This window comes from Flavobacterium limi, assembly GCF_010645075.1.
Classification (GTDB): domain Bacteria; phylum Bacteroidota; class Bacteroidia; order Flavobacteriales; family Flavobacteriaceae; genus Flavobacterium; species Flavobacterium limi.
Map to the genome: position 1 here is coordinate 30,738 of NZ_JAADZV010000006.1, position 22,915 is coordinate 53,652.

Sequence of the window (22,915 nt, forward strand, 5' to 3'; positions counted from 1 at the left end):
TAAGAAATTCAATAAAACTTAATTTTAATGGTATCGATTATTTTAAATTTAAAAACAAACCTAAATCGTATAAAAAAATGAATATAAATAAATTTACAACTAAATCTCAGGATGCCATTCAGTTGTCTCAGCAGCTGGCACAAAGATATGGACAACAACAAATAGAAAACGAACACATTTTTAAGGCAATTTTTGAGGTTGATGAAAATGTGGCGCCATTTATTTTGAAAAAACTCAATGTAAATGTGCCGTTGTTTTTGCAAATTCTGGACAGTACAATTCAGAGTTTTCCAAAAGTTTCAGGTGGCGACATTCTCCTTTCCAGAGATGCTAATAAAGCTTTGAATGAAGCAGAAATTATTGCTCACAAAATGAACGACGAATATGTTTCAATTGAACATTTAATTTTAGCCATTTTTGATTCAAAAAGCAAAGTTGCTCAAATTTTAAAAGATCAGGGTGTTACCGGTAAAGCCTTGAAAGCAACAATTGAGGAACTTCGAAAAGGAGAAAGAGTAACATCTGCTTCAGCAGAAGAAAATTACAATTCATTAAATAAATATGCTAAAAACTTAAATGAATTAGCACGAACAGGGAAATTGGATCCCGTGATTGGCCGTGATGAAGAAATTCGTCGTGTATTACAGATTTTAACACGAAGAACAAAAAACAATCCAATGCTTGTTGGGGAACCAGGAGTTGGTAAGACCGCTATTGCAGAAGGTTTAGCACACAGAATTGTGGATGGCGATGTACCTGAAAACTTAAAAGACAAAATTGTTTTTTCTCTGGATATGGGGGCTTTAATTGCCGGTGCAAAATATAAAGGAGAATTTGAGGAGCGTCTAAAATCAGTTGTTAAAGAAGTTACGGCTGCCGAAGGTGATATTGTTTTATTTATTGATGAGATCCACACGTTAGTAGGTGCAGGTGGGGGTGAAGGTGCTATGGATGCGGCGAATATCCTTAAACCGGCTTTGGCCCGTGGCGAATTGAGAGCTATTGGAGCAACGACTTTAGATGAATATCAAAAATATTTTGAAAAAGATAAAGCTCTGGAACGTCGTTTTCAAAAAGTTTTAGTGGACGAACCTGATACTGAAAGTGCGATTTCAATTTTACGCGGAATCAAAGAAAAATACGAAACACACCATAAAGTTCAGATAAAAGATGAGGCAATTATTGCGGCAGTCGAACTATCACAGCGCTATATTACAAATCGTTTTTTACCCGATAAGGCTATCGACCTAATGGATGAAGCTGCTTCTAAACTGCGTATGGAAATCAATTCAAAACCGGAAGAACTGGATGTTTTGGATCGTAAAATTATGCAGTTGGAAATTGAAATTGAAGCGATTAAGCGTGAAAAAGAAGAATCCAAGCTTAAAATCCTGCGTATGGATCTGGCTAATCTGAAAGAAGAGCGTAACGTAATCTTCACCAAATGGAAAACTGAAAAAGATGTTGTAGACGGTGTCCAGGCTGTAAAATTAGAAATAGAAGATTTTAAGCATGAAGCAGAACGTGCAGAACGAGAAGGTGATTACGGAAAAGTAGCTGAAATTCGTTATGGAAAGATAAAGGAAGCTCAGGAACGCCTTGACGTTTTGCAGAAGCAATTACAGGAATATCAGTCAGGTACTTCATTGATTAAAGAAGAAGTAACGCGTGAAGATATTGCAGAAGTTGTTGCAAAATGGACTGGAATTCCGGTAATGAAAATGCTTCAGACCGAAAGAGAAAAATTACTGCATCTTGAAGAAGAATTGCACAGAAGAGTAGTGGGGCAGGAAGAAGCAATTGAAGCAGTGAGTGACGCTGTACGAAGAAGCCGTGCAGGATTACAGGATATGAAAAAACCGGTTGGAACATTCTTGTTCTTAGGAACAACCGGAGTGGGTAAAACCGAATTAGCAAAAGCATTGGCCGAATATCTTTTTGACGATGAAAATGCCATGACCCGTATCGATATGAGTGAATATCAGGAGCGTCACAGTGTAAGTCGTTTAGTTGGAGCGCCTCCCGGATATGTAGGGTATGATGAAGGTGGTCAATTGACAGAAGCTGTTCGTAGAAAACCCTATTCTGTAATTTTGTTAGACGAGATCGAAAAAGCACATCCGGATACTTTTAATATTTTATTGCAGGTTCTTGATGAAGGACGTTTGACAGACAATAAAGGACGTCTTGCTGATTTTAAAAATACTATTATAATTATGACTTCTAATATGGGAAGTCATATTATACAGGAAAAGTTTGAAAATCTAAAAGGCAGCGTTGAAGCAGCAACCGAAGCAGCAAAAACTGACGTTTTAGGTTTGCTGAAACAAACTGTCCGCCCCGAATTTATAAATCGTATCGATGAAATCGTGATGTTTACACCTTTAACAGTAGATAATATTTCAAGAATTGTGAGTTTGCAGCTTAAAAGTGTTAGTAAAATGCTGGCATTGCAAGGTATTACGATGGATGCGACTCCTGAAGGAATCAAATATCTTTCAGGAAAAGGTTATGATCCTGAGTTTGGTGCAAGACCGGTAAAACGAGTTATTCAGCGAGAAGTGTTGAACCAGTTATCTAAAGAAATCCTGGCAGGTAACATTACAACAGAAAGTATTATTTTGATTGATGCTTTTGATGGTAAATTGGTTTTCAGAAATCAAACGCAAGCTGTAGAGTAAATTTAATAATTTATAGAGATGCATCGCAGTGCATCTCTCTTATGATGCATAAAAAAACACTGGCATATTGCTGGTGTTTTTTTTTAAATCCGTGAATAATGAAAGATTTTTAAAAAGTATTATAAAAATAACAATACATTATTTTCCAAATTTACAGAAACATTAAAATTAATTGTTATGAACAATATATTTAGAGGATTGCTTGCCGGATATGGAGCAAAAAAATTAGGTGGAGGCTGTTTTGGTACTATAATCGTTTTTATAATTCTTTGGTTTTTATTAGGTCAGTGCAGTTAAAATTAAATCCTGCTTTCTTTAAAAAGATTTAGATAAAAGTAGTAGATTCGCACCACTAACATTTAAAAAAAGTAAAAATATAATGGCATCAGGTTTTTTCGTACTATTAGATGATATTGCAGCAATTATGGATGATGTTGCAGTAATGAGTAAGGTCGCAGCAAAAAAAACTGCCGGTATTTTAGGTGATGATTTGGCTGTAAATGCTGAAAAAGCTTCCGGATTTGCTTCTTCAAGAGAACTTCCTGTGCTGTGGGCCATTAGTAAAGGTTCATTACTTAATAAAGTTATTATTCTGCCTATTGCCTTTTTATTGAGTGCTTTTTTTCCTGTGGCAATTATTGTGATTCTGGTTCTTGGAGGTTTGTTTCTTGCTTACGAAGGAGCTGAAAAAATTTATGAATTTATATTTCCTCATAAACATGACGAGTCAGAGGGAATAACGGAGGAGACTTATACTGAAGAAGAAATTCTGGCTATGGAAAAAGGGAAAATAAAATCAGCTATTATAACTGATTTTATATTATCTGTAGAAATTGTAATTATAGCTTTGAGTACTGTAGTTGAAGAGCCTTTAATGCAGCAAATTGCTGTAACTTCAATAATTGCATTAATTGCGACTATTGGTGTTTATGGCATTGTTGCTTTAATTGTGAGAATGGATGAAGCAGGTTATAAGCTTATTAAATTTAGCAAAAGAGAAAAAAGCATATCAAAATTTATTGGCAATATTTTGGTAAAAGCCCTTCCATTGATTATAAAAAGTCTGACTGTAATTGGTACAATTGCTTTACTCTTAGTTGCCGGAGGTATCTTTGTACATTATATTCCATTTTTCCATCATTTATCTGAAGGTATTAAACTTCCTTCAATACTAAAAGAATTTGTGACCGGACTTGTTTTAGGATGTGTTGTTTTGGTAATTGTAAATCTGTTTAAAAAGATTTTCAAAAAGAAATAATAAAAAACAAATATAAAAAAAACACCAGTAAATAGCTGGTGTTTTTTTATGGAATTATCTTAAACTTGCTCCCAGCTCTGTTTCAAAAGTTTGTTGAAGTTTAGACATGATTTTGTCAATCTGATTATCGGTTAATGTTTTTGTATTGTCCTGAATAGTAAAGCTCAGGGCATACGATTTTTTGCCTGCCGGAAGGTTTTTGCCCTCATAAACATCAAACAGGTTAACATCTTTTAAAAGCCCCTTTTCTGTCTGTTTTGCCAGCGTATAGATACTTTCATAAGTGGTGCTTTGGTCAATTAATAATGCCAAATCTCTACGGACTTCAGGATATTTAGGAATGTCAGTATATTTGATTTTTCCTGTAATGATTTTTAGAACTAAATCCCAGTTGAAATCAGCATAATAAACTTCCTGTTTGATTCCAAAATGTTTTAAAATAGATTTTTTAACCACTCCAATCTCAACTAAAACCTCATTGTTGTAAACTTTTGCAGTTCCTTCAGAGAAGACATCTGACTTTGACGGAACATTTGAAATTTTATCTATTCCTAAGCGATTTAAAATACCGGTTACATATCCTTTCAGTAAAAAGAAATCAGTAGTTTTTTGTGGATTTGTCCAGCTTTCCTTATTTCTGTTACCGGAAATTAATAAACTTAAATGTTTGTGTTCTTCATAACCATTAAGATATTTATGATATGTTTTTCCGAATTCGAATAATTTCAAATCAGAATTTCTTCTGTTGATGTTGTATGAAATTGCTTCCAGACCTGAAAACAAAAGCGACTGACGCATCGTAGATAAATCGCTGCTTAACGGATTGAGCATGGTAACATTATGCTCTTCTTTTAAATCAGCAGATAATTTTGCGTAAGCAGCTGTAGTTAATGAATTAGCCATCATCTCATGAAAACCTTGTGAGTTTAACTGTGATGCAATTAGATTTTGTACTTTGTAGTCTTCGGTTCTTGGCGAATTGGCTACTGTAGCATTGAATTTCTTAGAAAAATCAATATTATTATATCCGTAAACTCTTAAAATCTCTTCAATAACATCTATTTCACGCTGAACATCAACACGGTAAGCAGGAATTGTTAATCCTAAACCGGAATCAGAAACGCTGTTTACTTTAATATCTAATGAAACTAAGATTTTTTTGATAGTATCCTTCGGAATTTCCTGTCCAATGATTTTAGATACGTGGCTGAAGTTTAAGAAAACAGAAAAATCTTCTACTTTTTTAGGGTATACTTCTATTACATCAGACGTAATTTTTCCTCCTGCAACTTCCTGGATCAAAAGTGCAGCACGTTTTAATGCATATTCAGTAATAGTTGGATCAATTCCTCTTTCAAATCTAAAAGAAGCGTCGGTATTTAACTGATGTCTTTTAGCTGTTTTACGGACACTTACGGCATCAAAATAAGCACTTTCTAAGAATATAGAAGTAGTTCCTTCTGAAACTCCTGATTTTTTTCCGCCAAAAACACCCGCAATGCAAAGTGGTCCTTTTTCATCGCAAATCATTAAATCTTCTTTGTGCAATGTTCTTTCTAAATCGTCCAGGGTAGTAAATTTTGTACCTTCCGGAAGCGTTTTTACGATTACTTTTCCGTTGATTTTTGCAGCATCAAAAGCATGTAAAGGCTGTCCTAATTCGTGCAAAACGTAATTGGTAACGTCTACAATGTTGTTTTTTGGCGTTAATCCTATAGCTTTTAAACGATCTTTCAGCCACGCCGGAGAATCTTCTACAGTAATACCTGAAATTGTTACACCGCAATATCTTGGTGCTAAGGTTGGTTCTTCAACGCTTACATCAATTTTTAAAGTACGCATATCAACTCTGAAATTGCTTACAGAAGGCGTAATCAATTCCACATTTACCCCGCGTTGCAGCATTCCGGCTCTTAAATCGCGTGCCGTTCCAAAATGGCTCATAGCATCTGCACGGTTTGGAGTTAACCCAATTTCAAAAACTTCGTCATTTGCAATTTTAAAGACTTCTGAAGCCGGGGTTCCCGGAATTAATTTTTCATCCAGGACCATAATTCCATCATGACCTGTTCCAAGACCTAACTCATCTTCGGCACAAATCATCCCGTGACTTTCCTGGCCGCGAATTTTGCCTTTTTTAATAGTAAATTCTCCGCCTTCTTTATCGTATAAAACTGTTCCAATAGTCGCTACAGGCACTTTTTGACCTGCCGCAACATTTGAAGCACCGCAAACTACCTGAATAGGATTTTCTAAGCCAATATCTAAGGTTGTCACTTTTAATCGGTCTGCATCAGGATGTTTTTCGCAAGTAAGTACATGTCCTACAACAACTCCTTCTAAGCCTCCTTTTACGGATTGGTATTTTTCGACTACTTCGACTTCAAGACCTAAATCTGTAAGTAATTCTGAAGTTTGTTCTGATGTCCAGTCTGTTTTAATGAATTGTTTTAACCAGTTGTAAGATATTTTCATGTTGATTCCAGTATTCTTGAATAAGACTACAAATATAAGGATTGATTGCTTGAGTTGGAAACTATTTTTTTGTTTTTTATAGTATCGAATTCTTTGAAGAATACAGTTTTCTGTTTAAATTAAATGGATTAATGAAAATTTTAAAAACAAATAAATGTAATTTCTAAATCAATTCTTCAACATGTTTTTTGATGTTTTCGGATATTTTTTTGATAGGTAAATCGTTTTCATCATCTCCAAACGGATCTTCGATTTCTTCAGCAATTAATTCTAAGCTTGCCAGAACATAAAATACAAAAACAACGACTGGAGCTACAAAGTAACCCAGGCTTACAGAATATCCAAAAGGAAGCGTCATCGTATAAAAAAAGATGAATTTTTTTATAAAGGCACTGTAAGAGTATGGAATAGGGGTGTTTTTTATTCGCTCACAAGCACCGCAGATATCTGTAAAAGATCTTAATTCTTCGTTTAAAACAATTAACTGGTCTCCGGTGATTTTTTTTGCTTCATACAAATCATTAATTTTTTGATATATGATTTTTTTTAATTGATTTGGTTTATGCTTGTGGTGATCGATTTCTAAATCGACGTCTTCAAAAAGCTGTTTGCTTGTATCATCATCTTTTAAATGAATCTGGAGGACATGGGCATACATCGGAATATATTTTCTGAAAAAGTTTCTGTCTGTTTCGTCTTTTAAAATTGCAGATAGTTTAATGGCCAGATTTCGGCTGTTATTGACAAGGCTGCCCCATAATTTTCTTCCTTCCCACCAACGGTCATAAGCAGTATTTGTCCTGAAAACAAGTAATAAAGAGATGACAAAACCGAGCATACCATGCATGATATTGATATTATGGATGTAGTCGTTTTTTCCAATGTTAAAATACTGAACTTCCAGATAACCAACGGCTGCACTGTAAATTCCAATGACAATCATTACAGAAAACAATTTTCGTATGGTGTCAGATTTGTGAAAGCGAAAAATAAAAGTTACCCAGTCCTTTGTATTGTATGAAATCATTTAATTTTTTTTGCCAAAATTAAACTAAAAACTAATATTTCCAGCTAATTCTTTTAATGCAATTTCAGATAATTTTGCCTGATATTGTGCATTGCTGTAACGGACTTTTGCATTCACATAATTCAATTGAGCCGTTCTGAATTCTAATGTTGTAATTGTTCCAATTCTGAATTTATCCAGCGTGATTGAAAGATTTTGTTTTGCTATTTCTTCATTATCATCTTCCAGTTCAATAAGTTCAATATTGGTTAAATAGGTTTGAAAGGCTGTACTTAATTGTGTGTTCAGGATCATATTTTGCTGTTCAATAGCAATTTGAGAATTTTCGATTTGCAATTTGGCTACTTTTTCATTTCGATGCTGATTAAAACCATCGAATATGTTAAGCGAAGCATTAAAACCATAATTTAATCCTCTGGAAGAAGCTTCACTTGTAAAACCCAAACTGGACTGGCTTTCTGCAAAATTATATCCGGTAGTTAAGTTAATAACAGGATATCGGTCTGCTTTTACCTGTTTCAATTCCAATTCTGCAATTCGTTTATTGATTATCTGAGCTTCTAATGCAGGGTTTTGTTTTTGTGCCAAATCCAACAAATCAGCAAAAATTAATTTATCATCAACGGAGAGCTGATCGGTGACTTTAAAATCAATTTTTGGATCACGTGCTAAATATTGGTTGAGTAAAATTTTTGAATTAATATACGATTCTTTTTGGCGTAACAAAGCTACCTGGTCTGAATTCAAATCAACCTGTGCATTCAAAACTTCCAATTTCGATGCTTTACCAATCGTAAAACGGTTTTTTGCCAGCTCTAATCTTTGGTTTGAAATGACAATAGTGGTATCTAAAGCAGCTAGTTGCTGCTGCTGCTGTACCAGGTCATAATAGGCTGAATTAACCTGAGCAATTTTTAATAAAATTGTTCTTTTTAACTCTGCATCGCCCAATTTTTGAAGTTCCTTTAATTGATCTAACCTGGCGAACATTTTCATTCCGTCAAAAACCGTCCAGCCTAAGCTTACACCGTAATTTAAACTATTGTTTTTAGCATTATCCAATGAAGTTGTTGTTCCGTCCTGACGTGTTTGAGAAGAGTTGGTGATACTGTTGTTGTCTGTTACAGATGCTGTAGCAACAGGCAGCATACCTGCGTTTCCAATAGTTACATTGGTTTCTGATATTTTTGAATTGTTTTTGGCAATTTTAATTTCAAAATTATTTTCTAAAGCTATTTTCATGGCCTCTTCAATAGTCAGTACTTCCTGAGCATTGATTTTTGCAATGCAAAAGAAGAAAATCAGTAAAACGCTGTATAAATTTTTGATATTCATATTTTATTTTCTTTTGCTAAAAATCATGAATCCTAATTTAAATTCATGATTTTCAACGCTATTTTATACTTTCTTTTTCATATTCGTCAATATGATCAAATTCCGGATAATGTTTTCTGGCTTTTGACCACATCAGATAAATAGCCGGAATCACAAAAAGGGTTAATGCCAAAGAGAAAATCGTTCCTCCGACAATTACAACTCCCATACCGATTCGGCTGGTAGAGGCTGCTCCCAGTGACATTGCGATTGGTAAAGCTCCTAATGCAATAGCTAAACTCGTCATTAAAATAGGACGCAAACGTGCTTCTGAAGCTTCAAGAATCGCTTCTAATTTTGGTTTCCCCTGCTCACGCAGCTGATTGGCAAATTCTACAATTAAAATACCATTTTTAGTTACCAGCCCAATAAGCATTACTGTTCCAATCTGGCTGAAAATATTCCAGCTTTGATTAAACAGCCATAGCGAGAATAAAGCTCCCGCAACTGCCATTGGTACAGTTAAAATGATAATTAACGGATCTATAAAACTTTCAAACTGAGCAGCCAAAATGAGGAAAATCAACAACAATGCTAAACCAAATGCGAATGAGGTATTGGAACTACTTTCAACAAAATCACGTGATTCTCCACTTAAATCAGTAGTGAAACTCTGGTCCAAAACTTTTGCTTTAATCCGGTCCATTTCTTCAATACCATCGCTGATACTTTTTCCGGGCGCCAGACCAGCAGAAACCGTTGCCGACATGTATCGGTTGTTATGGTACAATTGAGGCGGATTACTCTGCTCTTCAATTTTCACAACGTTATCCATCTGAATAAGTTCCCCGTTTTTGTTTTTTACAAAGATAGAGGTTAAATCAAGAGGTTTCGAACGGTCTTCCTGATCAAACTGACCAATAACCTGATATTGTTTTCCGTTTTTAATAAAATATCCAAAGCGCTGCCCACTTAAAGAAAGCTGTAAAGTCTGCGCAATATCCATTATAGAAATCCCTAAACTTTCTGCTTTTTCACGATCGATACTTACGTTGATTTCAGGTTTGTTGAATTTTAAATTCACATCGCTAATGGAGAAAACATCGCTTTTACCCACTTCTTCCATGAAAACCGGAATTTTTTCTCTTAGTTTTTCAAAAGTTGGCGCCTGAACAATGTATTGGATCGGCAATCCACCACGTCTGTTAACCGCAATAGTAGGCTGCTGAATTACAGATGTTTTAGCGTCAGGGTATTGCTTGGTCCATTTCGTTAATTTGTCGGCGATATCTTTTTGTGAACGTTCTCTCTGATCCGGTTCTTTTAGTGAAAGCCTGATAAAACCACTGTTTACTGATGAAGAACCAAATCCAGGAGAAGTAATTACCAGACTGACTTTTTTCTCCGGAATAGAATCGTCTACCAGTTTTGAAATCTCCTGCATAAAACGATCGGTATATTCATAAGAAGATCCTTCAGGTGTTGTCATACGCATAACGACAGAACTACGGTCATCTAAGGGGGCTGTTTCTTTTGGAAGTATGGTAAAAAAGAGATAAATGATTCCAAAACAGGCAATCAGAATCGGGAAACTGATCCATTTTCGATCCATAAATTTAGAAAGACTTTCGGCGTAAGTGCTGTTCATTTTTTCGAAGAATGGCTCGGTCTTAATATAGAATTTGGATTTTTTCTGTTCGCCGCCTTTCATCAGATAAGCATTCAGCATTGGCGTTAAAGTCAGGGATACAAAAGCAGAAATCAATACTGCCGAGCCGATGACAACCCCAAATTCCCTAAAAAGACGACCTACGAAACCTTCCAGAAAAATTACCGGTAAAAATACGGCGGCCAGTGTTACAGATATCGAAATTACAGCGTAGAAAATTTCGTTAGAACCTTTAATTGCTGCTTCAATAGGAGACATTCCTTCTTCGACTTTTTTAAAGATATTTTCGGTAACCACAATCCCGTCATCTACAACTAGTCCTGTAGCCAAAACAATAGCAAGAAGGGTTAATACATTTATAGAAAAACCAAGCATCCACATAATGAAAAATGTAGCAATCAACGATACCGGAATATCAATTAAAGGTCTGAAAGCGATTGCCCAGTCTCTGAAAAACAGGTAAATAATGATGATTACCAGTATGATGGAAATCCCTAAAGTCTCGGCAACTTCCAGTACCGATTTCTTTACAAACTGTGTATTATCCAGTGCAATATTAAGTTTGATATCTTTAGGTAAGTCCTTTTTCAGGGCTTCGTATTTTTTATAAAATTCGGATGAGATATCTAAATAATTGGCTCCCGGCATTGGAACAATAGCCAGACCAATCATTGGAAGTCCGGAAGATGTTAATTGTGTCTCGATATTTTCTGGCCCTAATTCAGCGCCTCCTACATCGCTAAAACGGATAATTTTGTCACCCTCTGTGCGAATGATGATGTTGTTGAATTCTTCCGGTTTAGAAAGATTTCCAATTGTTTTTACAGTAAGCTCAGTATTGTTTCCTGTTAGTTTTCCTGAAGGTAACTCAACATTTTGTGCATTTAAAGCATTACGAACATCAGCAACGGTACATTTGTAGGCAGTCAGTTTTACAGGATCAATCCATAAACGCATGGCGTAACGCTTTTGTCCCCAAATCTGAACACCACTTACCCCCGGAATAGTTTCTAAACGCTGCGAAATCACATTTTCGGCATAATCACTTAATTCTAATGAGTTTCTGGTATCACTCTGAAGCGTCATAGAGATAATAGATTCGCTGTCTGCGTCTGCTTTTGATACAACAGGCGGCGCATCAATATCCTGCGGCAAATTCCGAACAGCCTGAGAAACCTTGTCACGAACATCATTTGCCGCTTCTTCAAGGTTTTTATCTAAATTAAATTCGATAGTAATATTACTGCTTCCCTGATTACTGGATGACGTAATATTTCGGATTCCGTCGATAGCATTTACAGCTTTTTCAAGAGGCTCTGTAATTTGTGATTCAATAATATCCGAATTAGCTCCTGTATAATTGGTGCGGATGGAAACCTGCGCAGGATCGATCGAAGGGAATTCACGGACACCCAAAAAGGTATAACCAATAAAACCGAATAAAATAATTAAAAGATTCAGTACAATGGTTAAAACAGGTCTCTTTATACTTGTAGTTGATAAACTCATTTTGTTTATGATTTTAAGTCTCTAAAATTAAATTTCAAAACTTTAGACTTTAAGACTTTATACTTTAAGACTTATTTTACTTTAACTTTTATAGGAGCATCATCTTTTAAAGACATCACGCCACTTGTTATCAAAGTGTCACCTGCTTTTAATCCTGATAAAATTAAAACAGAAGTATCAGTTCTGGTAGCTGCTTCTACCTTAATCTCTTTTGCTTTACCCATATTGGCTATGTACACTTTTTTGCCGTCCTGTATCGGAACAATAGCTTCCGAAGGCACCGTGATTGCATCTTTAATGATGTTCAAAGGTAATTTTACATCAGCAAAAGTTCCCGGGAAAAGCTTTCCGTCGGTGTTTTCTGCAATGGCACGGATTTTTAAAGTGCGTGTTGCCACTTCTACTTCCGGTTCGATAGCGTAAATTTTTGCCTTATAGGTTTTGTCAGATCCTGAAACAGAAAAGTCGATAACAGAACCTGAGCTTACCTGAGCAGCATATTTCTCAGGAATGGAGAAAGTAATTTTTAATTTACCTGTATTTACGAGTTTAGCCACCAAAATGGTTGGTGTAATATAAGTTCCCGGTGAGATAGATCGTAAACCAATTTTTCCTGAAAAAGGTGCTTTTACAGAAGTTTTGGCAATCTGGGCGTTTATTAACTGAGTCTGCGCTTTCGCGGAAGCGTAATCTGCGTTGGCGACATCAAATTCTTCCTGACTTATGGCTTCTTTTTGCAATAATAGTTTAGCTCTTCTTTGATTTTCGCCGGCCAGCCCTTCTTTTGTCTGAGCCTGTCTCAGCTGAGCTCTTAATTCAATATCATTAACCTTAAAAAGCACCTGGCCTTTTTTTACCTGACTTCCTTCGCTAAAGTAAATCCCTTCCACAATTCCCGAAATTTCACTGTGAATCTCTACCTGTTCATTGGCTTCAATAGATCCTGATAACGATAAATTATTGTCAAAAGTCGAAGTTTTAATTACAATTCCGCTTACACTTGTAGGTCTGTCCTTATCGCCGAATTTTTTAGATTCTTCGTTTTTCTTTTTGTTGGATATCACACGGTATGTGATAAATCCTCCGAGAACTATAATGATAAGGGCGTAAATTAGGTGTTTTACTTTCATAAAATTAAGGTAAAATATGTTTTAGGTATTGAATTAGTAACTGCACAAAATTAGTTTTTTGGTGCGAATACAAAAGGACTTAATAGTTATTTAACACTTGTATGTACAACTGTTTTTAAGCCTGACAAGCTTAGACAGCTGTTTGAAAAAAAGGTTTAATTGAAATATGCTTTTTTTGAAAATAATTTTCGGGAGCTAATCCTGCTCTCCACTATATCTGTTGCTGCGAACCCCGCAACAACAGGATGCCGTTGCGATCAGGGCTAGTGCTTTTGAGGTTAAAAGAGATTTTGTTTTCTTGACAGCTTTTCAATTATTATGATATTTGCTTTGTATAACTGCAAAAAAAAATGCAATAAAACGTTTCGTCTTATTGCATTTAAAATATTGATCTTCAAAACTTGTTATGAATTGCTAAATTGCAAGTTGCTCAGGTTTTTATAAATACCGTTTTCAAGGTTTATCAATTCCTGATGTGTTCCTTCTTCGGTGATTTTTCCGTTATCCAGAACTAAAATTTTATCAGCATTTCTAATGGTCGAAAGACGGTGTGCAATGATAATGCTTGTTCTTCCTTCCATTAAAACTTCTAAGGCTTCCTGAACCAGTTTTTCGCTTTCGCTGTCTAAAGAAGATGTAGCTTCATCCAGAATTAAAATACTCGGATTTTTTAATAACGCTCTTGCAATAGCAATTCTTTGGCGTTGCCCTCCGGATAGTTTTACGCCACGTTCCCCAACCAGCGTTTCAAATTTTTCCGGGAAACTTTCCACAAAATTCAATGCATTTGCCTGTTTCGCAGCCAGCATTATTTCTTCATCTGAAGCATCAGGTTTTCCGTAGGCTATATTTTCCCTGATGGTTCCGCCAAATAAAATCACATCCTGAGGAACAATACTCATATTGCCGCGAAGGTTTTCCAGATCGTAATCGTAAATGCTTTTTCCATCAACAAGAATTTCTCCTGAAGTAATTTCGTAAAAGCGCAATAATAACGAAGAAATTGTCGATTTTCCGGCACCACTCGGACCAACGAGTGCAATCTTCTGACCAAAATCGGCATTGAAATTGACATCTTTAAGTACCTGAACCTCTTTTCTTGAAGGATAACTGAAAGCCACATTTCTGAAAGCTACATTTCCTTTTATTTTTTCTATAGCTGAAGCTTTCGGATTTGCATTGATGGCTTCCGGAGCTTCTTCCAGTAATTCAAAAACACGTTCTGTAGCTCCGACTGCTTTTTGAATCTGAGCGTACATTTCGGCTATTCCTCCAAAAGAAGCACCAATAAAAGTGGTGTAAAGTACAAACGAAATCAAATCACCAACACCTTCAACCTCACCTTTTATCGTTAAAGTGATTCCATACCATACAACAGCTACCACACATCCGAAAAGGCATAAAATAATGAAGGAAGCGAAATAACCTCTGTACTGACCGCCTTTGATTGCGATTTTTACAATTTCTTTGATTTTGTTTTTATAACGCTGAATTTCGTACCATTCGTTGGCAAAGGCTTTTACATTGCTGATTCCCTGTAGCGTTTCTTCGACAATTACCTGACTTTCGGCTACTTTATCCTGCGTTTTTTTTCCGTATTTACGAATAAATCTTCCAAAGATAACAGCAGCAACGGCGACAACCGGAACGATAGCAAGCATCATCAAAGTTAATTTTGGACTAATATTTCCTAAAATAATGAACCCTCCAACAATTAAAATAAACTGACGTAAAAACTCGGCGATTGTTGTCGTAAATGTATCCTGCAACTGCGAAATATCAGCACTGATTCGGCTGTTCAGTTCACCAACACGCTTTTGGGAATAAAACGACATTGGAAGTTTAATCAAATTCTCATACAAGGCAAAACGAATGTTCGACAATGAATTTTCCGTAAAATTTACGAAAAGTGAAATTCTGAAAAAAGAGAAGATGGCTTGTAAAAATAGAATTCCCATAAGAGCGATTGCTATTTCGTTTGCTTTGTCAAGGTCTTTATTGGTAACGCAGTCTACCAGCATTCCCATTAATTTAGGAAAGGCGAGGGCAGTGGCACTGGTTAAGAGTAAAAAAACTAAACCCAGGAAGAATTTCCATTTGTGGTTTTTAGCATATTTAAAAATTCGGATTGCTTTTTGAAGGGAGTTAGAGTCTAATTTAGCTTTCGGTAAATCATTTTCCTGATATCTTGCCATTTTAATATACAATTAAGGTATGCAAATGTATGACTATAGCGAGTGAATACAAAAGGAATAATTAAAATTAGGTTTCAGGATTTTATTTTTTAACTAAACGCTAAGAAAATACCCTTTTTTATTTGTTTTTAAGAAGCTGAAAAATAGCTTTCTAAAAGGAATTAGAAATTTTCTTTTATATTTTTTACCAAAAAGGCTTGCAAATCCAAATTCTAGGTGTATATTTGCACTCGCAATCACAAAATGATAGCAGCCTGGTAAAATAGGGCGATTAGCTCAGCTGGTTCAGAGCACCTCGTTTACACCGAGGGGGTCGGGGGTTCGAACCCCTCATCGCCCACAGATTTAAAACTCCATTAGAAATAATGGAGTTTTTTTTTGGTCTAAGATTAGTGTTTAAAAGGATGAATCCTATTTTAATTTGTTAGTTTTCTGATTAAATAGCTTGGGATGAATTTTAAGAGTTACTTTAAAACTGATATTATTTCCATGTGATTTATATGTTAATAATTCTGGGCCAAATGATAAATCCACATTAATCAAATCAAAACCGATATGAGGGTAAAATAAAAAATAAGAATCATTATTTTCATTTTTTGAACGGAAACCCGCTTCTATTCCCGCTTCTACAAATAGTAAAGTGTATTGTAGGTTTGCTGACAAGCCAAATGATTCATATTCAGGGATATACTCGAAGTAGTAATTATGAGCTGGTCTTGACCAGCCCCAATCGTCTTTGAATTTTAAAAAATTATATCCGACTCCAAGAGAATACTTTTCCAGTCTGCTGTATCCAAACTTCACAGAAGGTCCATGCACATTATTTTGACTTATAGCTTTTGATTGGAATAAGATTAGAAAGTATAGAATAAAGCTTAAGTTTTTCATGTTTTATAATAAAAATATAGTTTGCGGTTCACATCTTCTTCCTGATCGACAGCTATACTGATACTATTTTTATCCCGTATTTTATTTATTGCATTGCAGATGTCTGTAAAAAATAAATTACCACGCTGAATATTAACTATTTCTGAAGTCCAACGACCTCTAATAGATACTGAATCCTCAGGAAGATCCATATTTTTAGTGTGGGTATTTTTCATTTTAAAACTTTTAAAATGAGTACTTTTTTTTGGAATCGAAGCTGTACCTGTATAAAAAACATAATATTCATTTTTGCCGGGTTCGACAAGAATGGCTGTATCAGGATTATGAATAACTTCGTTCAAAATGAACTCAATCTTAAGTACATCGGTAGTATATATAGCGGCTTCATACTGAGCAACTACATTTAAATTTTTATGTTTCATAATTGTTTGATTAATGTTTTTAATTTTTTATGGGAGATTATCTATTTCTGGTTTCCATTTTAAATCATAAAATAAGAATACGTTTTTTTATTATTACTGGTTTAGCATTTACATTTTTGTACGTTACCATAAAAGGAGCAAATTTTAAAGGTTACAGGCTGGCTGGGTGTTACAAAAAAACATCCAAATGTTTTCCAGGCTCCAGGTTCTAAAGTAAAGGGAACATGCTCTAAAACCTGTCTTCCTTCATACAACCAGCTTTTTGTGACGCATCCCGTAATTACACTGGTTCCATGCATATTTGTAAGTCTGTAATAACTATACCCATGCATTACGCATGAAAACTGATCTACATAATAATTATCTGCTCTTAAATGGTTTATAGATCCATCTGAGGATTGTTCAGTATTTATTTGTACAAGATTTAAGTCGTTAAGTTGCGAAGTACCGGTTATTCCGCTTTTACTCATGTGATATGAGACGAATTTCTTTATAGGAGTTCCGTTAATTTCCGTTAATTCATTACTCCATACTAATTGATATAATTTTTTTAAATCTTCAATGTCGCTGTTTTCTAACTTACTTTTGTCACCGTAATTCATAATAGAGAAAGGAGTATCTGTTCCAAATAATTCGCTTTTCCATCTCGTTTCACTAATGTTGGCGAAAAAATGTCGTAGCCCAAAAATGTGTCCCATTTCGTGTTGAATCGTTTCTATCTGTTCCTGATAAGATTGTTTGAACATGGTTGGATATATGTAGAATGTGTTTTGGCCTGCTCCGGGAAAAAATGCTGATGCCAATACACAGCCTGATTGATCACAATCTTCTGTGTGCATTTTTATTTCAAAATCCCAGCCGTCTTTCACTTCATGAAATTTAACAGGACATGCATCCTTCCACCCTAATGCTGCGTGCAGAAAAAGATCTCTGACACCATTTTTTGCAGCCTCCGGATTTTTAAAATAACTATCAAATGATTTACTGAATCGCCAGTTCAGGATTACTCCTAAATCCCACAGGGGAATAAATCCATCTCCAGTACCTACCCTTATTTTATTCGGGCTGCTATTATCCGGCTCAGGATAACCTTTAGAATCTGTAACGCAGATTACTTTACTGTTGTAAACATGTCTATATTCTTCAGCTGGTAAAAATGTTGATGTATTTAAATCAAAAGCTGATTCTGTTATAGTTTTTTTATTTGTTTCCATTTTTATTTTAATTACTAAATTAGTTGTCACATTCCTGTAAAAATTACTGAGATAAATCAATACAAAAATAAATTACCTACACTTCTTTGGTTTTTCGACTTACCCCAATTTTATTTTGATTTATTCAGATTATTTTTTATCTATTATAAATTGTATCTTAAATTATTTATCTACCGGATTGAAGCTTTTGATTGCTACTTTAAAAACAATTCCAATAGAAATCTGTTTGGTGAAATTAATCGCTTCCTCTCTGTTTTTGTTAAATAAATCATCTGCCTGAATAAATAGACCACCGGCAATAGAACCGTTTTCTTTATTAAAGGAATACAAACCGAGTCCTATAGAGGTATTAGGTTTTAAAGTTTCAGAATTGCTGTAAAAATTATGTCTTACGTAGGGATTGATGCTTAGCAATAGCTTACTTTTTTTTATTTCTTCGGCAGAGGCATTGCTGTCATGAAAAGGAATTAACCGTGCATAATCAAAACTAAGCCCATATTTGAAAAAGGTATCAAAAGGTCCGGACAATGCTTTGAACTCGGTTCCTGTCGTGATGTTGGGTGTTACAGAAGTATCTGTTGTTTCAAATTTATAAGTTGTGCTTGTTAAATCATCTGCATTAGAAGTCCTGTTCATGGCCAGATTGAGCCCAAGAAAATTATAGCGCTTAAACTGTCTTGTGTATCCTAATTCAAGCCTGTATCCCTGAAAATTTTTACTTTCAAAGCGATCTGCAATTGCGGTACTGCTGTTTGCTAAATCATATTTAAATGAACTGCCTAAAAATCCGGCTTTAAAATACATTAAATTTCTCTGAATAGTATATGTGTTTCCTTTAGCAATTTGTAAGTCTGCAAACATATCCGTGTTATTATTTTCTAAAAAAGATTTATATGCTTCATACGCCTTCATAATAGACTCTTTTGAATAAGTTCTTCCTTTTTCTTTAATTTCAGATAATTCAGATAAATTATACATACTAGCTTTAAGTGCATCCTCGATTGTGGTTTTAGCATTTGCCCATGTTGCAGCAGATTCTAAATCTTTAAAATCTTCATATTCGATTTTCAGATTTAAAGGTTTAATATGTTCACTTTTTAAGTAAGCATCAAAAAGGTCAATATTTGTACGTAATTCTTTAGAATCAACTTTATTTTGTTGATTTAAAATGTCGTTTATATTTACTGTAGCATTATATTTAGTGATAGCGGCTTGTATAACCGGAATCTGAGCTAACATTTTTTTTAAGGTTTCAATTCGTTCTTCAATAGCATATATTTCTTTAGCCTGATCCATAAAGCCGCTCTGTGTTTTTATGGAAGAGATTTTGTTATTAAGACTCTCTATTTTATCTTCTTTAGATTTCATGCCCATAAAATGTAGTAAATCGTCTTTCTTGCCTTTGTCTATAATTTTTGCTTCTAATAAATGGTTTATGACTTTTTCTATATCAGCAATGAGATCTAGTTCTTTCTTTGAGTTTTGACCTGTGTAATTGTAACTTTTGGTTACATATTCATCCAGTTTTTTACCTTCAATATATGATCTTTTGTGCCATCTTAAACCAATTAATCCGGAAATGGAAGAACTAGTAAGTAATTGTTCATTGCTAATCAGTTGTGTTAGACCATCAGAAGACCTTCCTTTTAAATCAACACCATAAATAAATCCACGTTTTTTAAAAATTGATTCTTGTGTTTTCCAGGAATCTATTAACATTGACTTGTATTGCTCTATGTTTTCACTTTTTAAACGGTTCAATTCATCACTATTGTAAGGAATCTGAATAGCATTTGGATCCTCTTTTTTGAAATGCTCCTGATAAAAATTCAGAGTTACGACCTTATCTGTGAAATCTAAATTAAAAGAAGCGGAAGGCTGTACAATAGAACTAAAGCCCTCCTTATCCTGCCCTAAAACCTGGGCATACAAGCTGCCATAAAAAAGCACAGAAAAAATAAGTAATATATGTGTTTTCATAATATTATAAGTTTTCAAGTTGAACATATGCACTATCCCTGTCGCTTACCAATTGGCCGCCACTTTGCTTTCTTTTTTTGCCATTTGAATCTATAATTCTGGAAATTTTAAAAGTCCATTCAACAAATTCACTCTCCTTTTCAACATCAATAGAAAAAATATTATCATACAACGGAACCCCGCTGCAAGATCCTGTTGACGATGATTTGGTTTTTCCGTTTATTGTTATCGAGTTAATTTTATCAGCAGGACTAATTTCATAATCAAAACTTACGGTTGTAAAGCTATCAGATGTATATAGACTTCTGGCAAGACTAACCAGATAATCGTCTCCTGCATTATTTTGGATTGCACTACCAGTAACGAAAGCTCCTCTTAAGTTTTCAGAGAAATCCTCAGTTGTTGCTGTATTTCGGGAAAGAATAGCAGTGCTTAGCTTTACACCTTTAATTTTTTCTTCCTCTGCTGTTTTTTTAGCATTGTCAGCTTCTTTTTTGGCTTTATCGGTTTCCTTTTTTGCCTGATCTGCATTTTCCTCTGCTTTTTCTGCTCGTATCCTGTGTATGTCTTTTCCAAAAACATAGCCTAATGCAGCAAAAACAATGGCTTCGATTCCAGAGAATAAGTACAGCATTCTGTTCCAGTTTGTTTCTTGCGTCACACCTGAATTATAAAGCATAAAAGCAATAAAAATGAGATAAACTATTAGAATTATAACAGCTAAGATAAATTTTTGTGATTCTGATGTATTGCTTTTTGCAATTACTAATGAATCAGTTTCCTGATTGTCTTGTTGGTTGTTTTCTGTAGTTTTCATAATTTATTTGTTTAGGTTAATTTCATTTCAAAACTACTTCAGCCTGTAATTTCGCTGCTTAGGTAAACACCTAAAATGGATATAGTTTTATGCCTAATGGATTGTATTTTAGTTGGATGTGAATTATTTTGGAGGAAAATCGCTATTTTAGCCGATATGTTAATTGATAGGGTAAAAATCTAATAAAATAGGGTTTTACCCAACTATATGAAATTGGGTAATTGTAAAATTTGAAGTATAAATTATTAACCCCTTAAATAACTTTAATTATGAAAAAATGTACCCTAATTTTAATGACTGTTTTAACCATTGTGGCGTGTAAAAAAAGAGAAATAGTGAGTTCAGCTACTGAAAATAATGTAGATAAACAAGCACCTTTATCTTATTGTTTAACTTTAGAGGGCTATTATAAGTCAGCAGATATTGAAGAGAAAGCAGAATGGTTAAGGCAGCACGGTGATAGTGTTTGTGAATGCACACTAGAAGAAGCAGTACTGCAAGATCATAGAGCAAAAGGTACTGTAAGTAATCAAAAAGAAAAATATGTAATCAGCTGGGGGGAACTTAAAAAAATAATAGGCTCTCATGGATACGATGCCTATCTAAATGTGATAGCTGATAAATCTAATGATGGAAAAATTGATAAACTGATAATGGCAGAGAAATATGGAGTTGAAGGATATTATTTTTCCACAGCATTAATAAAAAGTCTTGCAAAAAAATATGCTAAAGATGATAATTCGGAATTTCAATTTAGTTTTGCTACGCTTGAGGAAAAACCTAAAAATATACAGTCAGTAGTTGTTATTCAGGTAAATGGAAACCCGGGTGAAGGAAATAGAATCAATGCAAACCCATATTATGATTATTCCACGGACCCTCATAGCGTTCCAATTCCTAACATACCCTTGTAAATAAACACGATTGAATATATTAGATATCATAAATCCGATAAAAGCATGCGTTTTAATAACGCTGCTTTTTGCTTTATGGAATCTTCGCTGGAAAATTAAAATGCACCGCTATTTACTGTATATTCTTTTTGTGGTTTTTTTTACGGAATTGATAAATTCTATTCTTGTGTATAATAATTTGCCAATTCGGATACCGTTTAATATCAGTATTATTTTCCATGATGTTTGTTGGATGCTGGCTTTTAAAGAAACCTTAAACAGAAAAAAAATATCAAATATTATACTGTCCATTTTTATTCTTTTTTCTGTTATCAATTTTATAGTTATAGAAATAACAGACGAATATAATTACTACACCTTTGTTTTTGGTGCTCTTTTATATGTCTCACTTTTCATTTATGAAAGTTGTAAGCAGTTAAAAGAAGAGAATTTAATGTACTTTTTATCAAATAATTATCTGCTTTTGTTTGCACCTGTTTATTTCTTTTTTGGTATGGGATTATTACTGGGATTCAAACCTCTGGGAGTTACAAAAATACTTTTATTTGGTCAGGTTACATTATATGTCTTCATTGTTAACATAGTTTGTATCGCCTATTATACTTTAATTAATATTTATATCTACAGAGAAAAAAATAATTACAAATGAATCAAGTCGTAATAGGAATAATAATAGCCTTTATTTTTATTGGTTTAATACTATTTTTTTGTGTTATTCTGATTCGTCTTTATTTTAATAAGATAAAAAAATACACAGAACTTCTGCATCAGAAAGATCTCGATTTTCAAAAAGGAATTACTCAAACTGTAATTGAAACGCAGGAGCAGGTACTCAATAATATTTCTCAGGATCTTCATGATGATGCCGGACAGCAATTGACCTATATTAATTTTCAGATAGAAAACATTAAACTGGATTCTCCTGAGCTGCAAAAAACATTAGAACCATTGTCACAATCCGTTACTAATTTATCAAAATCAATAAGAAGTATTAGTCATGCCTTAAATGGTCAATTGTTATTGCAGCAAGATGTGATAAAAGCTATAGCTGCTGAAATAAAGCGATTGCAAAAAAACACCAAAATTGACATTATATACTCTTTTGAAGAAATCGAGATTAAGAAATTTGATGATAATGAAAAGATAATCATCTACCGTATCTTTCAGGAATGTATCAATAATATTTTTAAGCACGCCAAAGCGTCTAAAATGAGTATTTCGATAACAACCAGCCCTGATTTTAAAATGATGATTGCAGATAATGGTAAAGGATTTGATTTTACAGATAAAAAAAGCAAATTGTCTTTAGGATTGCTAAACATGATTAACAGAGCCAATAGCATAGACTATATTTTAGCTGTAGAAAGCCAAATAGGATCTGGAACTAAAATTACCCTTTCTGAAAATAAAAGAATCTAAAGT

General features: G+C 34.3%; 16 protein-coding genes and 1 tRNA gene. 6 read left to right on the forward strand and 11 right to left on the reverse strand.

Going from position 1 to position 22,915, the window contains the following annotated elements:
- The first annotated feature begins 77 nt into the window (after window positions 1–77).
- Window positions 78–2,681, forward strand: a complete 2,604-nt coding sequence (gene clpB, locus GXM16_RS13200) for an ATP-dependent chaperone ClpB (RefSeq protein WP_163394918.1) — start codon at window positions 78–80, stop codon at window positions 2,679–2,681.
- Between the two features lie 379 nt (window positions 2,682–3,060).
- Window positions 3,061–3,939 carry a DUF808 domain-containing protein gene (locus GXM16_RS13205; protein WP_163394919.1) on the forward strand — a complete coding sequence of 293 codons (879 nt, stop codon included), beginning with the start codon at window positions 3,061–3,063 and terminating at the stop codon, window positions 3,937–3,939.
- 54 nt (window positions 3,940–3,993) lie between these two features.
- On the opposite strand, the gene pheT is transcribed toward GXM16_RS13205, so the two are convergent.
- The 6 genes from pheT to GXM16_RS13235 all read right to left on the reverse strand — a co-directional run bounded on the left by pheT (window position 3,994) and on the right by GXM16_RS13235 (window position 15,258).
- Complete coding sequence (pheT, locus tag GXM16_RS13210) at window positions 3,994–6,516, reverse strand: phenylalanine--tRNA ligase subunit beta (protein WP_341874178.1); 2,523 nt, start codon at window positions 6,514–6,516, stop codon at window positions 3,994–3,996.
- 61 nt (window positions 6,517–6,577) lie between these two features.
- Window positions 6,578–7,441 (reverse strand): bestrophin family protein, encoded by an 864-nt coding sequence (locus GXM16_RS13215; protein WP_163394921.1) that lies wholly within the window; start codon window positions 7,439–7,441, stop codon window positions 6,578–6,580.
- A 24-nt stretch (window positions 7,442–7,465) separates the two neighbouring features.
- Window positions 7,466–8,776 carry a TolC family protein gene (locus tag GXM16_RS13220; RefSeq protein ID WP_163394922.1) on the reverse strand — a complete coding sequence of 437 codons (1,311 nt, stop codon included), beginning with the start codon at window positions 8,774–8,776 and terminating at the stop codon, window positions 7,466–7,468.
- A gap of 58 nt (window positions 8,777–8,834) precedes the next feature.
- Window positions 8,835–11,933, reverse strand: coding sequence for an efflux RND transporter permease subunit (locus tag GXM16_RS13225; protein WP_163394923.1), 3,099 nt, complete (start codon window positions 11,931–11,933; stop codon window positions 8,835–8,837).
- Window positions 11,934–12,004: 71 nt separating this feature from the next.
- Window positions 12,005–13,063, reverse strand: a complete 1,059-nt coding sequence (locus tag GXM16_RS13230; protein WP_163394924.1) for an efflux RND transporter periplasmic adaptor subunit — start codon at window positions 13,061–13,063, stop codon at window positions 12,005–12,007.
- Between the two features lie 404 nt (window positions 13,064–13,467).
- On the reverse strand, window positions 13,468–15,258 hold the full coding sequence (locus GXM16_RS13235) for an ABC transporter ATP-binding protein (RefSeq protein WP_163394925.1): 1,791 nt from the start codon (window positions 15,256–15,258) through the stop codon (window positions 13,468–13,470).
- Window positions 15,259–15,523: 265 nt separating this feature from the next.
- Here GXM16_RS13235 and GXM16_RS13240 point away from each other — a divergent pair.
- Window positions 15,524–15,598 (forward strand) — tRNA-Val (locus tag GXM16_RS13240).
- A gap of 71 nt (window positions 15,599–15,669) precedes the next feature.
- Here the strand turns inward: GXM16_RS13240 and GXM16_RS13245 are convergent.
- The 5 genes from GXM16_RS13245 to GXM16_RS13265 form a co-directional block, all read right to left on the reverse strand.
- On the reverse strand, window positions 15,670–16,146 hold the full coding sequence (locus GXM16_RS13245) for a hypothetical protein (protein ID WP_163394926.1): 477 nt from the start codon (window positions 16,144–16,146) through the stop codon (window positions 15,670–15,672).
- Window positions 16,143–16,568 carry a hypothetical protein gene (locus tag GXM16_RS13250; protein WP_163394927.1) on the reverse strand — a complete coding sequence of 142 codons (426 nt, stop codon included), beginning with the start codon at window positions 16,566–16,568 and terminating at the stop codon, window positions 16,143–16,145. Before GXM16_RS13250 ends, GXM16_RS13245 begins: the two co-directional genes overlap by 4 nt.
- Before the next feature lie 101 nt (window positions 16,569–16,669).
- The gene (locus GXM16_RS13255; RefSeq protein WP_163394928.1) at window positions 16,670–17,782 is read right to left on the reverse strand and encodes a matrixin family metalloprotease; all 1,113 of its coding nucleotides are present in this window, start codon (window positions 17,780–17,782) and stop codon (window positions 16,670–16,672) included.
- Between the two features lie 162 nt (window positions 17,783–17,944).
- Window positions 17,945–19,762, reverse strand: coding sequence for a hypothetical protein (locus tag GXM16_RS13260; RefSeq protein WP_163394929.1), 1,818 nt, complete (start codon window positions 19,760–19,762; stop codon window positions 17,945–17,947).
- 4 nt (window positions 19,763–19,766) lie between these two features.
- Entirely contained in the window at window positions 19,767–20,579 is an 813-nt protein-coding gene (locus tag GXM16_RS13265) for a hypothetical protein (protein ID WP_163394930.1), read from the reverse strand.
- Window positions 20,580–20,848: 269 nt separating this feature from the next.
- Between GXM16_RS13265 and GXM16_RS13270 the strand changes: the two genes are divergently transcribed.
- Genes GXM16_RS13270 through GXM16_RS13280 form a run of 3 tightly spaced genes read left to right on the forward strand, consistent with a single transcriptional unit; the run spans window position 20,849 to window position 22,912 of the window.
- Entirely contained in the window at window positions 20,849–21,493 is a 645-nt protein-coding gene (locus tag GXM16_RS13270; protein WP_163394931.1) for a hypothetical protein, read from the forward strand.
- 10 nt (window positions 21,494–21,503) lie between these two features.
- Entirely contained in the window at window positions 21,504–22,142 is a 639-nt protein-coding gene (locus GXM16_RS13275) for a hypothetical protein (RefSeq protein ID WP_163394932.1), read from the forward strand.
- Complete coding sequence (locus GXM16_RS13280; protein WP_163394933.1) at window positions 22,139–22,912, forward strand: sensor histidine kinase; 774 nt, start codon at window positions 22,139–22,141, stop codon at window positions 22,910–22,912. The genes GXM16_RS13275 and GXM16_RS13280 overlap by 4 nt, the downstream gene beginning before the upstream one ends.
- The last annotated feature ends 3 nt before the right edge of the window (window positions 22,913–22,915 follow it).

Excerpts from the sequence above, each read along its gene's own strand:
- clpB (WP_163394918.1), top strand. The coding sequence starts at position 78 with ATGAATATAAATAAATTTACAACTAAATCTCAGGATGCCATTCAGTTG.
- GXM16_RS13205 (WP_163394919.1), top strand. The coding sequence starts at position 3,061 with ATGGCATCAGGTTTTTTCGTACTATTAGATGATATTGCAGCAATTATG.
- GXM16_RS13215 (WP_163394921.1), bottom strand. The coding sequence starts at position 7,441 with ATGATTTCATACAATACAAAGGACTGGGTAACTTTTATTTTTCGCTTT.
- GXM16_RS13220 (WP_163394922.1), bottom strand. The coding sequence starts at position 8,776 with ATGAATATCAAAAATTTATACAGCGTTTTACTGATTTTCTTCTTTTGC.
- GXM16_RS13225 (WP_163394923.1), bottom strand. The coding sequence starts at position 11,933 with ATGAGTTTATCAACTACAAGTATAAAGAGACCTGTTTTAACCATTGTA.
- GXM16_RS13230 (WP_163394924.1), bottom strand. The coding sequence starts at position 13,063 with ATGAAAGTAAAACACCTAATTTACGCCCTTATCATTATAGTTCTCGGA.
- GXM16_RS13235 (WP_163394925.1), bottom strand. The coding sequence starts at position 15,258 with ATGGCAAGATATCAGGAAAATGATTTACCGAAAGCTAAATTAGACTCT.
- GXM16_RS13245 (WP_163394926.1), bottom strand. The coding sequence starts at position 16,146 with ATGAAAAACTTAAGCTTTATTCTATACTTTCTAATCTTATTCCAATCA.
- GXM16_RS13250 (WP_163394927.1), bottom strand. The coding sequence starts at position 16,568 with ATGAAACATAAAAATTTAAATGTAGTTGCTCAGTATGAAGCCGCTATA.
- GXM16_RS13255 (WP_163394928.1), bottom strand. The coding sequence starts at position 17,782 with ATGGAAACAAATAAAAAAACTATAACAGAATCAGCTTTTGATTTAAAT.
- GXM16_RS13260 (WP_163394929.1), bottom strand. The coding sequence starts at position 19,762 with ATGAAAACACATATATTACTTATTTTTTCTGTGCTTTTTTATGGCAGC.
- GXM16_RS13265 (WP_163394930.1), bottom strand. The coding sequence starts at position 20,579 with ATGAAAACTACAGAAAACAACCAACAAGACAATCAGGAAACTGATTCA.
- GXM16_RS13270 (WP_163394931.1), top strand. The coding sequence starts at position 20,849 with ATGAAAAAATGTACCCTAATTTTAATGACTGTTTTAACCATTGTGGCG.
- GXM16_RS13280 (WP_163394933.1), top strand. The coding sequence starts at position 22,139 with ATGAATCAAGTCGTAATAGGAATAATAATAGCCTTTATTTTTATTGGT.